This is a genomic window from Pseudomonas sp. Irchel 3H7, from assembly GCF_900187605.1.
Lineage (GTDB): Bacteria > Pseudomonadota > Gammaproteobacteria > Pseudomonadales > Pseudomonadaceae > Aquipseudomonas.
The window spans coordinates 1-16,015 of record NZ_FYEA01000008.1; the positions used below are offsets into that span (position 1 = coordinate 1).

At 59.6% G+C, this 16,015-nt stretch carries 14 protein-coding genes; 6 read left to right on the forward strand and 8 right to left on the reverse strand.

Going from position 1 to position 16,015, the window contains the following annotated elements; genetic code table 11:
• Positions 1-438: 438 nt before the first annotated feature.
• The 6 genes from CKW38_RS16170 to CKW38_RS16195 form a co-directional block, all read right to left on the reverse strand.
• Positions 439-1,212, reverse strand: a complete 774-nt coding sequence (locus CKW38_RS16170; RefSeq protein ID WP_095113248.1) for an enoyl-CoA hydratase — start codon at positions 1,210-1,212, stop codon at positions 439-441.
• 15 nt (positions 1,213-1,227) lie between these two features.
• Positions 1,228-2,355 (reverse strand): acyl-CoA dehydrogenase, encoded by a 1,128-nt coding sequence (locus CKW38_RS16175; RefSeq protein ID WP_007918873.1) that lies wholly within the window; start codon positions 2,353-2,355, stop codon positions 1,228-1,230.
• A 137-nt stretch (positions 2,356-2,492) separates the two neighbouring features.
• Complete coding sequence (locus CKW38_RS16180) at positions 2,493-3,686, reverse strand: acetyl-CoA C-acyltransferase (RefSeq protein ID WP_095113249.1); 1,194 nt, start codon at positions 3,684-3,686, stop codon at positions 2,493-2,495.
• Positions 3,687-3,698: 12 nt separating this feature from the next.
• Complete coding sequence (locus CKW38_RS16185) at positions 3,699-4,460, reverse strand: SDR family NAD(P)-dependent oxidoreductase (protein ID WP_095113250.1); 762 nt, start codon at positions 4,458-4,460, stop codon at positions 3,699-3,701.
• A gap of 16 nt (positions 4,461-4,476) precedes the next feature.
• On the reverse strand, positions 4,477-6,141 hold the full coding sequence (locus CKW38_RS16190) for an AMP-binding protein (protein WP_095113251.1): 1,665 nt from the start codon (positions 6,139-6,141) through the stop codon (positions 4,477-4,479).
• Positions 6,142-6,407: 266 nt separating this feature from the next.
• Positions 6,408-7,424 (reverse strand): AraC family transcriptional regulator, encoded by a 1,017-nt coding sequence (locus tag CKW38_RS16195; RefSeq protein WP_095113252.1) that lies wholly within the window; start codon positions 7,422-7,424, stop codon positions 6,408-6,410.
• Between the two features lie 290 nt (positions 7,425-7,714).
• On the opposite strand from CKW38_RS16195, the gene efeU reads away from it, so the two are divergent.
• The 4 genes from efeU to efeO (CKW38_RS16215) are packed head-to-tail and all read left to right on the forward strand — an operon-like array spanning position 7,715 to position 11,933.
• On the forward strand, positions 7,715-8,554 hold the full coding sequence (efeU, locus tag CKW38_RS16200; RefSeq protein WP_007918853.1) for an iron uptake transporter permease EfeU: 840 nt from the start codon (positions 7,715-7,717) through the stop codon (positions 8,552-8,554).
• 8 nt (positions 8,555-8,562) lie between these two features.
• Positions 8,563-9,762 (forward strand): iron uptake system protein EfeO, encoded by a 1,200-nt coding sequence (gene efeO, locus CKW38_RS16205; RefSeq protein WP_095113253.1) that lies wholly within the window; start codon positions 8,563-8,565, stop codon positions 9,760-9,762.
• Between the two features lie 18 nt (positions 9,763-9,780).
• Positions 9,781-11,079: an iron uptake transporter deferrochelatase/peroxidase subunit gene (gene efeB / locus CKW38_RS16210; protein ID WP_095113254.1), complete on the forward strand. Its 1,299-nt coding sequence runs from the start codon at positions 9,781-9,783 to the stop codon at positions 11,077-11,079.
• 29 nt (positions 11,080-11,108) lie between these two features.
• Positions 11,109-11,933: an iron uptake system protein EfeO gene (gene efeO / locus CKW38_RS16215; protein WP_095113255.1), complete on the forward strand. Its 825-nt coding sequence runs from the start codon at positions 11,109-11,111 to the stop codon at positions 11,931-11,933.
• A gap of 132 nt (positions 11,934-12,065) precedes the next feature.
• Here efeO (CKW38_RS16215) and pssA read toward each other — a convergent pair whose 3' ends face one another.
• The gene (pssA, locus tag CKW38_RS16220; RefSeq protein ID WP_007949921.1) at positions 12,066-13,409 is read right to left on the reverse strand and encodes a CDP-diacylglycerol--serine O-phosphatidyltransferase; all 1,344 of its coding nucleotides are present in this window, start codon (positions 13,407-13,409) and stop codon (positions 12,066-12,068) included.
• Between the two features lie 204 nt (positions 13,410-13,613).
• Here pssA and CKW38_RS16225 point away from each other — a divergent pair, with 204 nt between their 5' ends.
• Together CKW38_RS16225 and CKW38_RS16230 are read left to right on the forward strand one after the other, a co-directional pair.
• Positions 13,614-14,177 carry a TetR/AcrR family transcriptional regulator gene (locus CKW38_RS16225; RefSeq protein WP_007914737.1) on the forward strand — a complete coding sequence of 188 codons (564 nt, stop codon included), beginning with the start codon at positions 13,614-13,616 and terminating at the stop codon, positions 14,175-14,177.
• A gap of 54 nt (positions 14,178-14,231) precedes the next feature.
• Positions 14,232-14,711 (forward strand): nuclear transport factor 2 family protein, encoded by a 480-nt coding sequence (locus CKW38_RS16230; RefSeq protein ID WP_007914738.1) that lies wholly within the window; start codon positions 14,232-14,234, stop codon positions 14,709-14,711.
• A 122-nt stretch (positions 14,712-14,833) separates the two neighbouring features.
• Here the strand turns inward: CKW38_RS16230 and sfnG are convergent, their stop codons facing one another.
• Positions 14,834-15,916, reverse strand: coding sequence for a dimethylsulfone monooxygenase SfnG (gene sfnG, locus CKW38_RS16235; protein ID WP_007914750.1), 1,083 nt, complete (start codon positions 15,914-15,916; stop codon positions 14,834-14,836).
• Positions 15,917-16,015: the final 99 nt, after the last annotated feature.

Consider the following 16,015-nt stretch of genomic DNA (forward strand, 5'->3'; position numbering starts at 1 on the left):
TCCAAAACCAGGCAAGCCGCATCCCGCTTGAAATCTGTCGAAAAATATCGTCTGGTCAAACTACACCTCGTCGTTGGGCGTAGATTACCGCCCTTTAGGGGTGTCCAGAATCATTAAGCCAGATCAACCGAGGTGTCTGGCGTCATACGTCGACCTGAAAGACCGAGTCGATTATCGATTCGGTAAGCCAGGTCAATCAGGGATTCGGTAAAACTCTTTCAGGTCGGCGTACCTTCCAAGCATCCCCCAATCACTCCCTCTTCCTCTGGGAGAGGGAGCCGACCGAGGTGTCTGGCGTTATACGTCGACCTGAAAGACTGAGTCGATTACGGATTCGGTGATGAGCACCCAGGTCGGCGTAAATCTGAAATATCCCCCAATCAGTCCCCTCTCCCTCCGGGAGAGGGTTAGGGTGAGGGGCTTTTCGCTTTAGTCGCGTTACTTACCCTTGAAGTCGGCCTCACGCTTGGCAATAAACGCCGCCATCCCTTCCTTCTGATCCTGCGTGGCAAACGCTGCATGGAACACCCGACGTTCAAAGCGCACGCCCTCGGTCAGGTTCACTTCAAAGGCACGATTCACGCTCTCTTTGATCATCATCGCAATCGGCAGCGACTTGCTGGCAATCACCGCCGCCACTTTCAGCGCTTCGTCGAGCAACTCATCGCTCGGCACAATCCGCGCGACAATCCCGCAACGCTCAGCCTCCACTGCATCGATCAAACGTCCGCTCAGGCACATTTCCATGGCTTTCGCCTTGCCGACGGCGCGAGTCAGGCGCTGGGTGCCGCCCATGCCCGGCAACACACCGAGATTGATTTCCGGTTGACCGAACTTTGCGTTGTCGCCTGCCAGAATGAAATCGCACATCAGCGCCAGCTCACAGCCACCGCCGAGGGAGAAACCGTTGACCGCCGCGATGATCGGCTTACGGCGGTTGGCCACGCGATCGCTGTCGCTGAACAGGTCGTCCATGTAGATCTGCGGGTAGGTCAGCTCGGCCATTTCCTTGATATCGGCGCCGGCGGCAAAGGCCTTTTTCGAGCCAGTGAGGACAATGCAACCAATGTTCGCATCGGCTTCCAGCGCATCAAGGGCCTGATTCACTTCGCTGACCAGTTGCGCATTCAGCGCGTTCAGCGCCTGCGGGCGGTTCAGGGTGATCAGGCCAACGCGGCCATGGGTTTCGAGCAGAATGGTTTCGTAAGTCATGATTAAAATTCCTTGTCAAAGATTGCGCGAAATGACCATGCGCTGAATATCGCTGGTGCCTTCGTAGATCTGGCAGACACGCACGTCACGGTAGATGCGTTCCAGTGGGAAGTCGTTGAGGTAACCGTAACCACCGAGGGTTTGCAACGCCATCGAACAGACCTTCTCGGCCATTTCCGAAGCGAACAGTTTGGCCATCGACGCCTCGACCAGTGCCGGTTGACCGCTGTCGCGCAGAGCAGCGGCGTAATGCACCATCTGCCGGGCGACGGCGATCTGCGTGGCCATGTCGGCCAAGCGGAATGCCACGGCTTGATGCTCAATAATTGGTTTGCCGAAGGTGTCGCGCTCACGGGCGTAATCACGCGCCGCTTCAAACGCGGCGCGGGCCATGCCCACCGATTGCGAGGCGATGCCGACGCGGCCGCCTTCAAGGTTGGCCAGGGCGATTTTGTAGCCCTCGCCCTCCTCGCCCAAACGGTTGGCCACCGGCACTTTGACGTCTTCGAAGAGAATCTGGCAGGTGTCGGACGCGTGTTGACCGAGCTTGTCTTCGACGCGAGCGACTTTGTAGCCCGGCGAATCGGTCGGCACTATAAACGCAGTGATGCCGCGTTTGCCGGCACTCGGATCGGTCACCGCAAACACAATCACGATCCCGGCGTTCTGCCCGGAGGTGATGAACTGTTTGCAGCCGTTCAGTACGTAGTGATCGCCTTCCAGCCGTGCGCGGGTTTTCAGGCTGCTGGCATCGGAACCGGCCTGCGGTTCGGTCAGTGCAAAGGCGCCGAGCATGGCGCCGCTGGCCAACGGTTTGAGGAAGCGTTCACGCTGATCGTCGTTACCGAACTTGAGAATCGGCACGCAGCCGACCGAGTTGTGTACGCTCATGATCGTCGAGCAGGCACCGTCACCGGCGGCGATTTCTTCCAGGGCCATGGCGTAGGCCAGGTAGCCGGTGTCGCAACCGCCCCACTGCTCCGGCACGAGCATGCCGAAGAAGCCCAGCTCAGCCATCTCACCGATGGCTTCCTTGGGAAAACGGTGCTCGCGATCCCACTCGGCGGCGAACGGTTTCAGGCGTTCCTCGGCAAACTGCCGGGCCATGTCGCGGATCTGGGTTTGGTCTTCGTTGGGAATCATGGTGAATCCTTAATCCGGGTTACACGCGGTCCCCTGTAGGAGCTGCCGCAGGCTGCGATCTTTTGCTCTTGATCTAAAAACAAGATCAAAAGATCGCAGCCTCGTTGCACTCGTCAGCTCCTACAGGATTAGTGCGTTTAGTAGACGCATTCCACGGCCATGGCCGTGGCTTCGCCGCCGCCGATGCAGATCGCCGCGATACCGCGTTTCTGCTTTCTCTGGCGCAGGGCCGACAGCAACGTCACCAGAATCCGCGCACCCGACGCGCCGATCGGATGGCCCAGCGCACAAGCACCGCCATGCACATTCAACTTGTCATGCGGGATTTCCAGGTGTGTCATCGCCGCCATGCCAACCACGGCAAACGCCTCGTTGACCTCAAACAGATCGACATCACCCAGCGACCAACCGGTTTTCTTGATCAGCTTCTTGATCGCACCAATTGGCGCCACCGGGAACAGGCCCGGGGTATCGGCGAACGCGGCGTGGCCATGGATCACTGCCAACGTTTTCAGTCCGAGTTTCTGCGCCTGCGACTGACGCATCAGCACCAGTGCCGCCGCACCGTCAGAAATCGAGCTGGAGTTCGCCGCCGTCACCGTGCCGCCTTCGCGAAACGCCGGTTTCAGCGAGGCAATCTTGTCCAGTTTGGCTTTTGGCGGTTGTTCGTCGTTACTGATCAGCACCTGTTCTTTGCCGACGGTCACGGTCAGCGGGACGATTTCGTCCTTGAAGCTGCCGTCCTTGATCGCCTGCTGCGCGCGGGTGGTCGAGGCGATGGCAAAAGCGTCCTGCGCCTCACGGCTGAAGCTATTGGTTTCGGCGCAATCCTCGGCGAAGGTGCCCATCAGACGACCCTTGTCGTAGGCGTCTTCGAGGCCGTCGAGGAACATCGAATCGAGCACACGGCCATGGCCCATGCGATAACCGGCGCGCGCGCGATCCAGCAGATACGGCGAGTTGGACATGCTTTCCATGCCACCGGCAATCACCACATCGGCACTGCCAGCGACCAGCATGTCATGGGCGAGAATGGTGGTTTCCATGCCCGAGCCGCACATCTTGTTGACGGTGGTGCAACGGGTCGATTTATCCAGGCCGGCGCCCAACGCAGCCTGACGCGCAGGCGCCTGACCGAGGCCCGCAGGCAATACGCAACCAAACAGCACTTCATCGACTGCATCGCTGGCGACACCGGCGCGCTCAACCGCAGCCTTGATCGCCGCAGCACCGAGTTGCGGCGCGGTGAGGCTTTTCAGTTCGCCCTGAAATCCACCCATTGGCGTGCGCACAGCGCTGACGATAACAATCGGATCGTTGGAAATAGTCATGACAATTCCTCCTTACTTGGCGGCCATGCGCAAGGCACCGTCGAGACGGATCACCTCGCCGTTGAGCATGCTGTTTTCGATGATATGCCGAACCAGCGCGGCGTACTCGGCAGGCTTGCCCAGACGCGGCGGGAACGGCACGCCGGCGGCCAGCGAATCGCGGACTTCCGGGGTCATGCCGGCCATCATCGGTGTTTCGAAAATGCCCGGGGCGATGGTCATCACGCGAATGCCGAAACGCGCCAGTTCGCGGGCGGCTGGCAGCGTCAGGCTGGCGATCGCGCCTTTGGAGGCCGAGTACGCCGCTTGGCCGATCTGACCGTCGAATGCCGCGACCGAGGCGGTGTTGATGATCACACCGCGCTCGCCGTCTGCGTTCGCCTCGGATTCGGCAATCGCCGCAGCGGCCAGACGCAACATGTTGAAGCTGCCGATCAGGTTGACGTTGATCACTTGGGCAAAACTGCTCAGCGCATGCGGGCCGTTCTTGCCGAGGATCTTCTCGCCACGGACGATGCCGGCGCAGTTGACCAGACCGTTGAGGCTGCCAAAGGCTTTTACCGTCGCCTGCACGGCAGCTTCAGCGGCGGCTTCGTTGCTGATGTCGGCGACAACGCTTTGTGCGCCCAGACGCTGAGCCTGAGCGGCCACGGCTTCGGCGTTCATGTCCACCAGCATCACTTTGGCGCCGGCACTGACCAACAATTCAGCGGTGGCCGCACCGAGGCCCGATGCGCCGCCGGTGACGATAAAAATCTTGTTCTCGATCTGCATGACTGTATTTCCTGATTCAAGCTGAAACGTTATGCGCCGCAGCCTCTTGAGCTTTGGCGATTTCCTGGTTGCGCAAGATAAAGCGCTGCAATTTGCCACTTGGGGTCTTGGGCAATTCGCTGACAAATTCGATTTCACGCGGGTACGAATGCGCGGCCAGACGCTTGCGCACATGTTGACGCAGCTCTTCGGCCAACTCCGGAGCCGCACGGTATTGCGCACTCAGCACCACGAAAGCTTTGACCAGTTCGGTGCGCTCCGGATCGGGTTTGCCGACCACCGCCGCCTCGACCACGGCCGGGTGTTCAATCAGTGCACTTTCCACGTCGAACGGGCCTACGCGGTAGCCGGAGGTGGTGATCACGTCGTCACTGCGGCCGACGAAGCTGATGCTGCCGTCCGGGTTCCATTCCACGGTGTCGCCGCTGAGGTAGTAATCGCCGACGAAGGCTTTGGTCGGCGCGCCTTCGTAGCCACCGAACCAGCACATCGGTGATTGCGGCCGGTCGATGGCAAGAATGCCCGGCTGGCCGACGCCGAGTTCGTTGTACTGATCGTCGAGCACGACGATGCGATGGCCCGGCGAAGCGAAACCGGCGGCGCCGACATGAACCGCGTGGTCGAGACCGTGGTGATTGCACAGGACCATGCCCAGTTCGGTCTGGCCGTAATGGTCGTGGATGACCACGTCGAGGTTGTCGGCGAACCAACGAATCACTTCCGGGTTCAGCGGCTCACCGGCGCTGCTGACGATGCGTAATTTGCCTTTGATCGACTTGGCGAACTCGTCACCGCCGGCAATCAGCAAGCGATAAGCGGTTGGCGATCCGGTGAGGTTGGTGATGCCGTACTTGTTGATCACCCGGCAGGTGCTTTCGAGGGTGAACGGGCCATCGTAGAAGGTGATCGGGTGGCCCATCGACAACGGCCCGGTGACGCCGAAGTAGATGCCGTAGGCCCAGCCCGGATCGGCGACGTTCCAGAACGAGTCTTCCGGACGCAGATCGACGGCATCACGGGTGTAACTCTGGAAGGCAACGATGGCTTTGAGTGGCACCGACAGCGCTTTCGACGGACCGGTGGTGCCCGAGGTGAACATCAGCAGAAACGGGTCTTCGCCGCTCAGCAGCACCGGTTCGCAGACGCTGGAATAGTTGGCCAGTTCGGCCCAGAAACTGAAATCGCCACGGACGATGCCCTGGCCTTTGGCCCCGCCGACGGTAACGAGCGTCGGGCAATCGGCGACTTCAGCGAGTTTCGGCCGGTTGACCGCGTCAGTAACAACGACTTTGGCGCCGGAGTTGTTCAGGCGATGTTCGAGGGCTTTAGGGCCGAACGCGGTGAACAGCGGCTGATACACCGCGCCGATGCGCCAGGTGGCCAACACGGTGATGAGCAATTCGACGTTGCGCGGCAGCAGCCCGGCGACCTTGTCGCCCTTCTGCACGCCTTGGGCGAGAAGGAAATTGGCGAAACGCGCGGCTTTGTCCTGCAGATCGTTGAACGTGTACGTCGCACTGGCACCGTCGCGGCCTTCCCAGAACAGCGCAATGCGCCCAGGCAAGGCGTGGCGGTCGCAACATTCGACGCAGGCGTTGAGCGCCTCAAGCGTACCGCTAAGCGCGGCATCCACGGTGTGCTGATAGTTGAACTGTGCGGTGGCAGACAAGTAATCGCGCATTGCCAGAATCCCTCTGTTTTTTATTAGGCTGGGAAGCGTAAACAACAGGGAGATAGTCGCGCTGTGGGGCAGCGGCGGCAATGGTCAAAGCCATCAATGTGGCTGACTGGTTTGGCCAATACTGCTACCACACTGATCGTTCCCACGCTCTGCGTGGGAATGCAGCCTTGGACGCTCTGCGTCCGCTCCAGAGCTGGAACGCGGAGCGTCCCTTGAGGCATTCCCACGCAGATCGTGGGGACGATCAAGCGGCGGGATGTGTTGGATCAGACAACCTCGTTCAGGATCAACGTGCGGTAATGGCCCGGATTCGAACCCGACCACTTGCGAAACGCCTTGTAAAACGAACTCGCATCAGCAAAGCCCAAGCGGCTGGCAATCTCGACAAAACTGATCGAAGGCTCCGCCAGCCAAATGATCGCCAGCTCCTTGCGCACACTGTCCTTGAGGCCCTGATAGGTCTGCCCTTCTTCAGCCAGTCGCCGGCGCAACGTCGAGGCTGACATGCACAATTGTTGCGCCAGCGCCTCGGTTTCCGGCCATTGTTCAGCCGGCAGTTGCCGCAAATCCTGCTTGATCCTACTGGCAAGGCTTTCCGGGTCGCGGTACTTCACCAGAATATTGGCCGGAGCGTGGGCGAGAAAACGCTTCAACTCCTCGGCCGTGCGTTTGATCGGCAGGTCGAGGCAATCGGCAGAGAAAATCATCCGGGTTCGCGGCCGATCAAAACGCAGGTTTTCCGAAAACATCACCCGATAGTCATCGGTGAAATTCGGTTCGGGGCAGCGCAGTTCAATCGCCAGAATCGGAATCCGCCGCCCGGCCAGCCAGCAGGCCACACCGTGGACGATCATCCAATAAGTGAAATAAGTGAAGGCGCGGCGCGGTTCGGGCTCATCCTCCAGCAGAACGATTTCCGCCAGACTTTGCTGGTGCACCAGTTGCGCCGGCATGCGCTCAAGCATCAGCGACAGAAAGCTCAAACCCGTGCTCAAACCCGCTGCCAGCGTCGGTTGCGCCATCGCGCTGCGACAGAGGAATTCAAGGCTGCCGGACTTGAGCTTGCGCGCGTCCATGCCGAAAAACTCGTCATCGCCACGGCGCGCCAATAACCGCCAGAGTTTCGCGTACTGCGAGGCCGGCACCCGGCCGTGCTCGGTTTGCAGCAGCAGCGGATCAATCCCGACCTTGTTCAAGACTTCTTCCATGGCCACGCCCGGGGCACAACTTTGCAGCAGCGCTTCACGCACCAGTTGAACGGCGATGGTGTCTTTTTCCGACATGGAGCGCGATAAACCTTGTTGTTTTGGGTGGCAGGCATATTACCGCAGGACACGAATTCAACACGAATCCCCTGTAGGAGTGAGCCTGCTCGCGATGGCGTCGTGTCATTTAGCGCTGAATGTTCTGACACACCGCTATCGCGAGCAGGCTCACTCCTACAGGGATCAATGCGAGGCAAAAATTGAGGTCGTTCAGCAACTGTTCAGGTTTATGTCAATCAATGTCATGTGAGAATGACTTTCATTATGTTACAACTTGTAACCTCTAGAAATGACCTCTTGGATGCCGAATGCTCGTTCCCTTTCTGATCATGCTGCGCGAAGGCATTGAAGCCGCGCTGATCGTTGGCATTATCGCCAGCTACCTGCAACAGACTGGCCGTGGTCAATGGATGCCTGCCGTGTGGATCGGCGTGTTTCTCGCTGCCGCCCTCGCCCTGCTGGTCGGTGGTGGCCTGGAACTGGTCAGCGCTGAATTCCCGCAAAAACAGCAGGAACTGTTCGAAGGCATCGTCGGGCTGGTGGCCGTGGGCATTCTCAGCTCCATGGTCTTCTGGATGCGCAAGGTCGCGCGTTCGATCAAACATTCGCTGCAAGCCTCGCTCGATCACGCGTTGACATCTTCCAGACATCAAGTGATCGCGTTGATCGCCATGGTGTTTTTCGCAGTCGCCCGTGAAGGTCTGGAAACGGTGTTCTTCCTGCTCGCGGTTTTCCAGCAGAGCGAAGGCCCGGGCGCGCCGATCGGTGCCCTGCTCGGGCTGATTCTGGCGATCATCGTCGGGTTCCTGATCTACAGCGGCAGCATGCGCCTCAATCTTTCGGCGTTCTTCAAGTGGACCGGCCTGTTCATTCTGGTGGTCGCTGCCGGGATTCTCGCCAACTCGGTGCAGGCCCTGCATGAAGCCGGGCTGTGGAATCACCTGCAGACCGTGCTCTTCGACTTCAGCGCGACGCTACCGATGGATGGCCCGTTGGGCTCGGTGCTGGCCGGCATGTTCGGTTATCAGGATGCGCCGACCGTCAGCACCCTCGGTGCCTATCTGCTTTATCTGCTGGTGGCGCTGGTGATGTTCTTCCTTCCCGCGCCCAAGCCCTCCACGCAATCGTCTTCCGTTTCCAGCCAATAAGGGCATCCATGTCAAAGCCTAATACTCCTCAGGCCTCCCCTCCTCGCGCCTTGCGTTGGGCGGTGGCCGGTTCAGTGGTGGTGATGATCGCCGCCGGTGGTCTGTTTTATTACGCCTCGAAAATGGCTGCGGCCAAGCGTCAGCACAACCACGATGAAGTGGTGGTGAACATTCATCCGGGCAGTTGCGAGCCGAATGCGCTGACGGTGCCGGCTGGCCGCGCCAGTTTCCGCATCGTCAACCGCTCCGACCGGGCGGTGGAATGGGAAATCCTTGACGGCGTACTCGTCGTTGAAGAACGCGAAAACATCGCGCCGGGCCTGAGCCAGGTGATCAACGCCAATCTGCAACCGGGCGATTACGCAATCACCTGCGGGTTGCTGAGTAATCCTCGCGGCACACTGCATGTGACGCCGACGGCTGCCTCCGATGCTGCGGCCAAAGCCAAACCGTCGATGGTCGCCTTCGTCGGGCCGCTGTCGGAATTCCGTGTGTACCTGGCCAGCCAGAGCAGCGCGCTGATCAAAGCCGTCACGGCGCTCAATGGAGCGATTGAAAGCGGTGATCTCAGCCAGGCCCAGGCGCTGTACCTGCCCGCGCGTGCGGCTTATCAACGTCTGGCCCCGGCCGCGCAACGCCTGGCCGAACTCGACAACAGCATCAACGCCCGCGCCGATTACTTCGAGAAACGCGAGCAGGATCCGGCCTTCGTTGGTTTCCACCGCCTCGAATACGCGCTGTTCCAGCAACGCAAACTCGACGAGCTGACACCCGTGGCCCAGCGCCTGCTCAGCGACGTCACCGCGCTCAAACAGCAATTGCTCGCGCAGTCGCTGCCACCGGAGCAACTGGTCAACATCATCGTGCGCAACCTCAACACCTTGGCCGACGTACGCGCCGCCAGTGGCGAAGAAGAACGCTACAGCCACAGCGACCTCAACGGTTTCGCCGCCAACGCACAGACCGCGCGCAAAGTCGTCGATCTGCTGCGGCCGATGCTGACCAAGTCTGCCGCCGACCTGCTGCCGAAAATCGACAAGGCACTGGCCGACTTCGACAGCGAACTCAATAGCTACAAGATCAAGGACGGCTACGCCAGCTACGACTCCGTCAGCGGCGCACAACGCAAGCAGATCGCCGACAAGGCTCAGGCTCTGGCCGACGCACTGGATGGCATCGATCCCGCCCTCGGCCTCTCCGGCCTGTAAGCAGAAGAAGAATTCCCGATGAAAGATTTAGAAACGCTCAACCTGCAACGCCGCCGTGTCTTGATGGGCATGGGCGCCGCCGGTGTCGCCCTCGCCGGGTCCGCCCTGAGCTGCCCGGCCATGGCCGCCGCGCCGGCGCAGGTCACCGAAGCACCGAGCAGCGACAAGACCGAAGACCGCCACGATTTCCACGGCGTGCACCAGGCCGGCATCGTCACTCCGCGTCCGGCGTCGGGCATGCTGGTGTCATTCGATGTGTTGGCCAGTGATCGCGAAGATCTGGAGCGGCTGTTCCGCACGCTCAACGAGCGCATTGCCTTTCTGATGAAGGGTGGCCCGGTCGCACAGATCGATCCGAAACTGCCGCCGCCGGATTCTGGCATCCTCGGCCCGAACGTCACGCCGGACAACCTGACCATCACCGTGTCCGTCGGTGAATCGCTGTTCGACGAGCGCTTCGGTCTGGCCGACGCCAAACCCAAACGCCTGATGCGCATGGTCGGGTTTCCCAACGATGCGCTGGACGCCGATTGCTGCCATGGCGATCTGAGTTTGCAGTTCTGCTCGAACACCGCCGACACCAACATTCACGCCCTGCGCGACATCGTCAAAAACCTCCCCGACCTGTTGCTGGTGCGCTGGAAACAGGAAGGCAGCGTGCCGCCGCAAGCCCCGGCGAAACCGGGGGTGCCGGCGCAATCGGCGCGCAACTTCCTCGGTTTCCGTGATGGCTCGGCCAACCCCGACTCCAACGACAGCAAAGCCATGGATCGTCTGGTCTGGGTGCAACCGGGCAGCGATGAACCGGCCTGGGCTGCCCATGGCAGTTACCAAGCGGTGCGGATCATCCGCAACTTTGTCGAGCGCTGGGACCGTACGCCGTTGCAGGAACAGGAAAGCATCATCGGCCGGGTCAAGACCACCGGCGCGCCGATGGGTGCGCAGCATGAGACCGAAGTACCGGATTACAGCAAAGACCCGGCCGGCAAGCTGACCAAGCTCGACGCGCACATTCGCCTGGCTAATCCGCGTACGGCTGAAACCCAGGCCAATCTGATCCTGCGCCGGCCGTTCAACTATTCGAATGGCGTGAACAAGAACGGCCAGCTCGACATGGGCCTGCTGTTCATCTGTTACCAGGCCAACCTGGAAAAAGGCTTCATCACCGTGCAGACCCGCCTCAACGGTGAGCCGCTGGAGGAATACCTCAAACCGGTCGGCGGCGGGTACTTTTTCACCCTGCCGGGTGTCACGGGCGACAAGGACTTCATCGGCCGCTCGCTGCTCAACGCCACACAACCGAAAACCGCTGCCTGAAACAACATCTCAACACTGGAGCCGCCCCCATGAAAAAGACGCCACTCGCGTTATTGCTGACCCTAGGTTTGCTCAACACCCCGCTGTCGGCGTTCGCCGCCACGGCACCGCTGGATCTGGTCGGGCCGGTTTCGGACTACAAGATTTACGTCACCGAGCAATTGGATGAACTGGGTAGCCACACCCAACAATTCACCGACGCCGTGAAGAAAGGTGACCTGGCCACCGCGCAAAAGCTCTACGCACCGACCCGCGTTTACTACGAGTCGATCGAGCCGATTGCCGAACTGTTCAGTGACCTCGATGCGTCCATCGACTCCCGCGTCGACGACCACGAGAAAGGCGTGAAGGCCGATGACTTCACCGGTTTCCACCGCATCGAATACTCACTGTTTTCGGAGAAAAGCACCCAAGGCCTGAACGAACTGGCGGACAAGCTCAATAGCGACGTCAAAGACCTGCAAACCCGCGTCGCCGGCCTGACCTTCCCGCCTGAGAAAGTCGTCGGTGGTGCTGCTGCGTTGCTGGAAGAAGTGGCCGCGACCAAGATCTCCGGCGAAGAAGACCGCTACAGCCACACGGACCTCTACGACTTCCAGGGCAACATCGACGGCGCGAAGAAAATCGTTGATCTGTTCCGTCCGCAGATCGAAAAGCAGGACAAGGCTTTCGTAGCGAAGGTCGACAAGAACTTTGCCACGGTCGACAAGATTCTGGCCAAGTACAAGACCAAGGACGGTGGTTTCGAGACTTATGACAAGGTGAAGGATAACGACCGTAAGGCGCTGGTCGGGCCGGTGAATACACTGGCGGAAGACCTGTCCACGTTGCGTGGCAAGTTGGGTCTGAATTGATTTTTTGTAGCGTCTAAGCGGGCCCCATCGCTGGCAATCCAGCTCCCACAGTGTTCTCGGTCATTCACAAATATTGTGTACGCCATAGAACCTGTGGGAGCTGGCTTGCCAGCGATGGCATTTTCAGCAGCCTTACAAAATCCGGTAGAGCAACCGCTCAATCCGCACCCGACTCACGCGCTTGAGAAACTTGGCCACCCCGGCCGGGTATTCCGGCAGCGTCTCCAGACTCTGAAAGCTGTCGATCCGCGTGGTATGGCGGAAAATCTCCTCCAGTTCCTTCGCTCGCGGCTCCAGCCACTCGCCCTTCGGGTCATCAATCAACAACGCGTTCTCAAGATCCAGGCGGAACGCCCGTGGATTCAGGTTGTTACCGGTGAGCAGCGTATAACGCTGATCGATCCACATGCCCTTGAGGTGATAGGTGTTATCGCCGTCGCGCCACAGGTGCAGGTTCAACTGACCGCTGTCGATGTTGCGCTGATGGCGCTTGGCAAAGCGCCGCAGGCTGATCTCGTACAGATACGGCAACGCTGCGATCACCTTGAACGGCTCGCTCGGCGGGATGTAGAAGTCGTTGGCGGTTTTGTCGCCGACGACGATGTCGATTTTCACGCCACGGGCCAATGCGCGGTTGATCTCGCGAATCACCCCCAGCGGCAGATTGAAGTATGGCGTGCAGATGGTCAGCTGTTTTTGCGCGCTGGCGATCAGTTCGAGAATCGCCCGGTTCAGCGGGTTGTTCTTGCCGACGCCGAGCAACGGGGTAACGGACAGACTGTCTCTGGCGGTGCTGCCGGTGGCCGTGTCGTACGTTGCATATTTGAGGCGGCTACGCAGATCACCGATGTCATTGCGCAAGCTACGCGTGGTCGGCAGGTTCGGCAGATCGAGGCGATGCACCGCTTTCGATTCGATCAGGCCGTGCTTGACCAAGTGATGCATCGAGTCCGCCAGCTCGTGGCTTTGCAGTACGTGGTAGCGGTCGAAACGGTATTTGTCGAACTTGTGCAGGTAAACGTTGTTCAGGCTCGCGCCGCTGTAGACCACGCAGTCGTCGATCACGAAGCCTTTCAAATGCAGCACACCAAACAACTCGCGGGTCTGCACCGGAACGCCATAAACCGGCACTTCGCTCTGGTGCGTGCGGGTCATTTCCTGATACCACGCCGAATTGCCCGGCTGCTTGCCGGCGCCGATCAGCCCGCGCTGAGCGCGCAACCAGTCGACCACCACGGCGATTTCCAGCTCGGGACGCTTGAGCTTGGCGGCGTGGAGTGCATCGAGAATTTCCTGACCGGCTTCGTCTTGCTGCAGATACAGCGCAACGATGTAGATGCGCTGGGTCGCTGCAGCGATTTTCTCGAGCAGGCAACGACGAAATTCAGCGGCGCCGGACAGAATGGTCACGGCCTCGGCGGTCAGCGGGAAGCTGCGCAATTTGGGCAGCAAGGAGCGTTTGAAAAGCAACGGCATAGGGCTCGCAATGGGTCGAATCCGAAGAACCCGAGAGCTTACACCATCGCATCCTTCGGGTCTTGTTAGTGCCCGTAATGAGATCAAAAGATCGCAGCCTTCGGCAGCTCCTACACGGGCCAATGTAGGAGCTGCCGAAGGCTGCGATCTTTTGATTTTAAAAAACCATTGCCAAAGGAGAACAATCGTTCTACTGTTCGCCACATGAACGAAATCACTAGCAACGACACACGCGACATCATCCTGGATGTCACCGAAAAGTTGATCTATAAAAGTGGCATCGCTGCCACCAGCATGGACCTTCTGGTGAAAACCGCCGGCGTCTCCAGAAAAAGCATCTACCGCTACTTTGCCGACAAAGACGCGCTGACCGTCGCCGCCTTGCAGCGTCGCGACGTGCGCTGGATGCACTGGTACCGCAGCGCTGTCGATCAGGCCGAAACCCCGGCCGATCGCCTGCTTAACCTGTTCACGGTGCTCAAGAGCTGGTTCGCCTCGGAAGGTTTCCGTGGCTGCGCCTTCATCAACACCAGCGGCGAGACCGGCGATCCACAGGACCCGGTGCGCCTGGTCGCCAAAGAACACAAACAGAAGCTGCTCGACTACGTGTGCGAGCTGTGTACCGAACATGGCGCCGAGGACCCGCAACTGCTGGCCAAACAGTTGCTGATCCTGATTGACGGTGCCATTACCGTAGCGCTTGTGATGGGTGATCACAGTGCCGCCGATAATGCGCAATGCATGGCGCGAAAGTTATTGGACCTGTAACGCCTTAATAAGCCGGACTTGTTGTTCAATTATTAATTAGATCGGGAGACTGATATGTCTACTGCAGCCCAGGTACGTCCGCCATTGCCGCCCTTCAACCGTGAATCGGCGATCGAGAAAGTTCGTCTGGCCGAGGATGGCTGGAACTCCCGCGACCCGGAACGGGTATCGCTGGCCTATACCCTCGACACCAAGTGGCGTAACCGCGCGGAGTTCGCCAACAACCGCGAAGAAGCCAAGGCCTTCCTCACCCGTAAATGGGCGAAAGAGCTGGATTACCGTTTGATCAAGGAACTCTGGGCTTACTCGGATACTCGCATCGCCGTGCGTTACGCCTATGAATGGCACGATGACTCGGGTAACTGGTTCCGCTCTTATGGCAATGAAAACTGGGAATTCGACGAGCAAGGCCTGATGTTCCAGCGCTACGCGTGCATCAACGACATGCCGATCAAGGAGAGCGAACGCAAGTTCCACTGGCCACTGGGCCGGCGCCCGGATGATCACCCAGGCCTGTCCGACCTCGACCTGTAAGCCAACACAGCTCCAAATGTAGGAGTGAGCCTGCTCGCGATAGCGGTGTGTCAGTCAACATATAAGTTGAATGTTCAGACGCCATCGCGAGCAGGCTCACTCCTACAGGGGATGTGTGGGGTTCAAGCGACGGCGGCGGTCTTCTCGGCCTCCAGTTCACGCACCAGCGGCAACACCCGCCGGCCGAAATATTCGACTTCTTCCTGAAAGTGCAGAAACCCCGCCAGCACCAGATCCACACCCACCGCTTTCAACGCGACAATCCGCTCGGCAATCTGCAGCGGCGTACCAATCAGATTGGTTTTGAAGCCATCGTTGTACTGCACCAGATCCTCAAACGTCGATTTCGCCCAGTTGCCCTCACCTTCCGGCGACGCCCTGCCCGCCTGCTTCGCCGCGTCGCCAAAAGCATTCACTGCCTCTGGATCGGCCTGATCGATGATCTGCGCCAGTACGGCTCTGGCCTCTTCTTCGGTGTCACGGGCGATGACAAAGGCATTCACACCAACCTTCACCGAATGATTGTTCGCCGCTGCTTTGGCACGAATATCGTCAACCTGCGCCTTGATCCCCTCAACGCTGTTGCCGTTGGTGAAATACCAGTCCGAAACGCGCGCGGCCATGTCGCGCGCCGCACGGGAACTGCCGCCCTGGAAGATCTCCGGACGGCCCAGCGGTTTCGGCTTCAGGCTGTAATTGTCGAAGCGGTAGAAGTCGCCGCGAAAGCTGAAGTTGTCCTGACTCCACACGCCGCGCAATGAGCGAATGAACTCCTCGGAACGGCGATAACGCTCATCATGCTCCAGCCAATGCTCGCCGATGGCCTGGAACTCGCCTTTGAACCAGCCACTGACGATATTCACCGCGATACGGCCATTGGTGAGTTGGTCGATGGTTGCCAGTTGCTTGGCCGCCAACGCGGGTTGCCATGGGCCGGGCAGAATCGCGGCGATCACCTTGAGTTTGCTGGTGGCCGCGAGTAACGCGTGGCTGAACGCCACGGATTCATGCTGGAACTCCGCACCATACCCGGCGGTGAAACGGATCTGCGTCAGCGCGTATTCGAACCCGGCCGTCTCGGCGAGCTGCGCCAGTTTGCGGTTGTAGTCGATGCCCCAATCGGTGCGCTGTTCGATCTTGCTGACCACCAGCCCACCGCTGACGTTCGGCACCCAGTAGGCAAATTTTACGGCTTGCTGACTCATTGGCGTGTCCTCGGGACATTTTCGGAGATGGGAGTCATAGAGCAGCAAGCGTGCCAGCCTTGGAATGTCCGGTTTTGTTGGGTTTCGGGATGGGGTTGA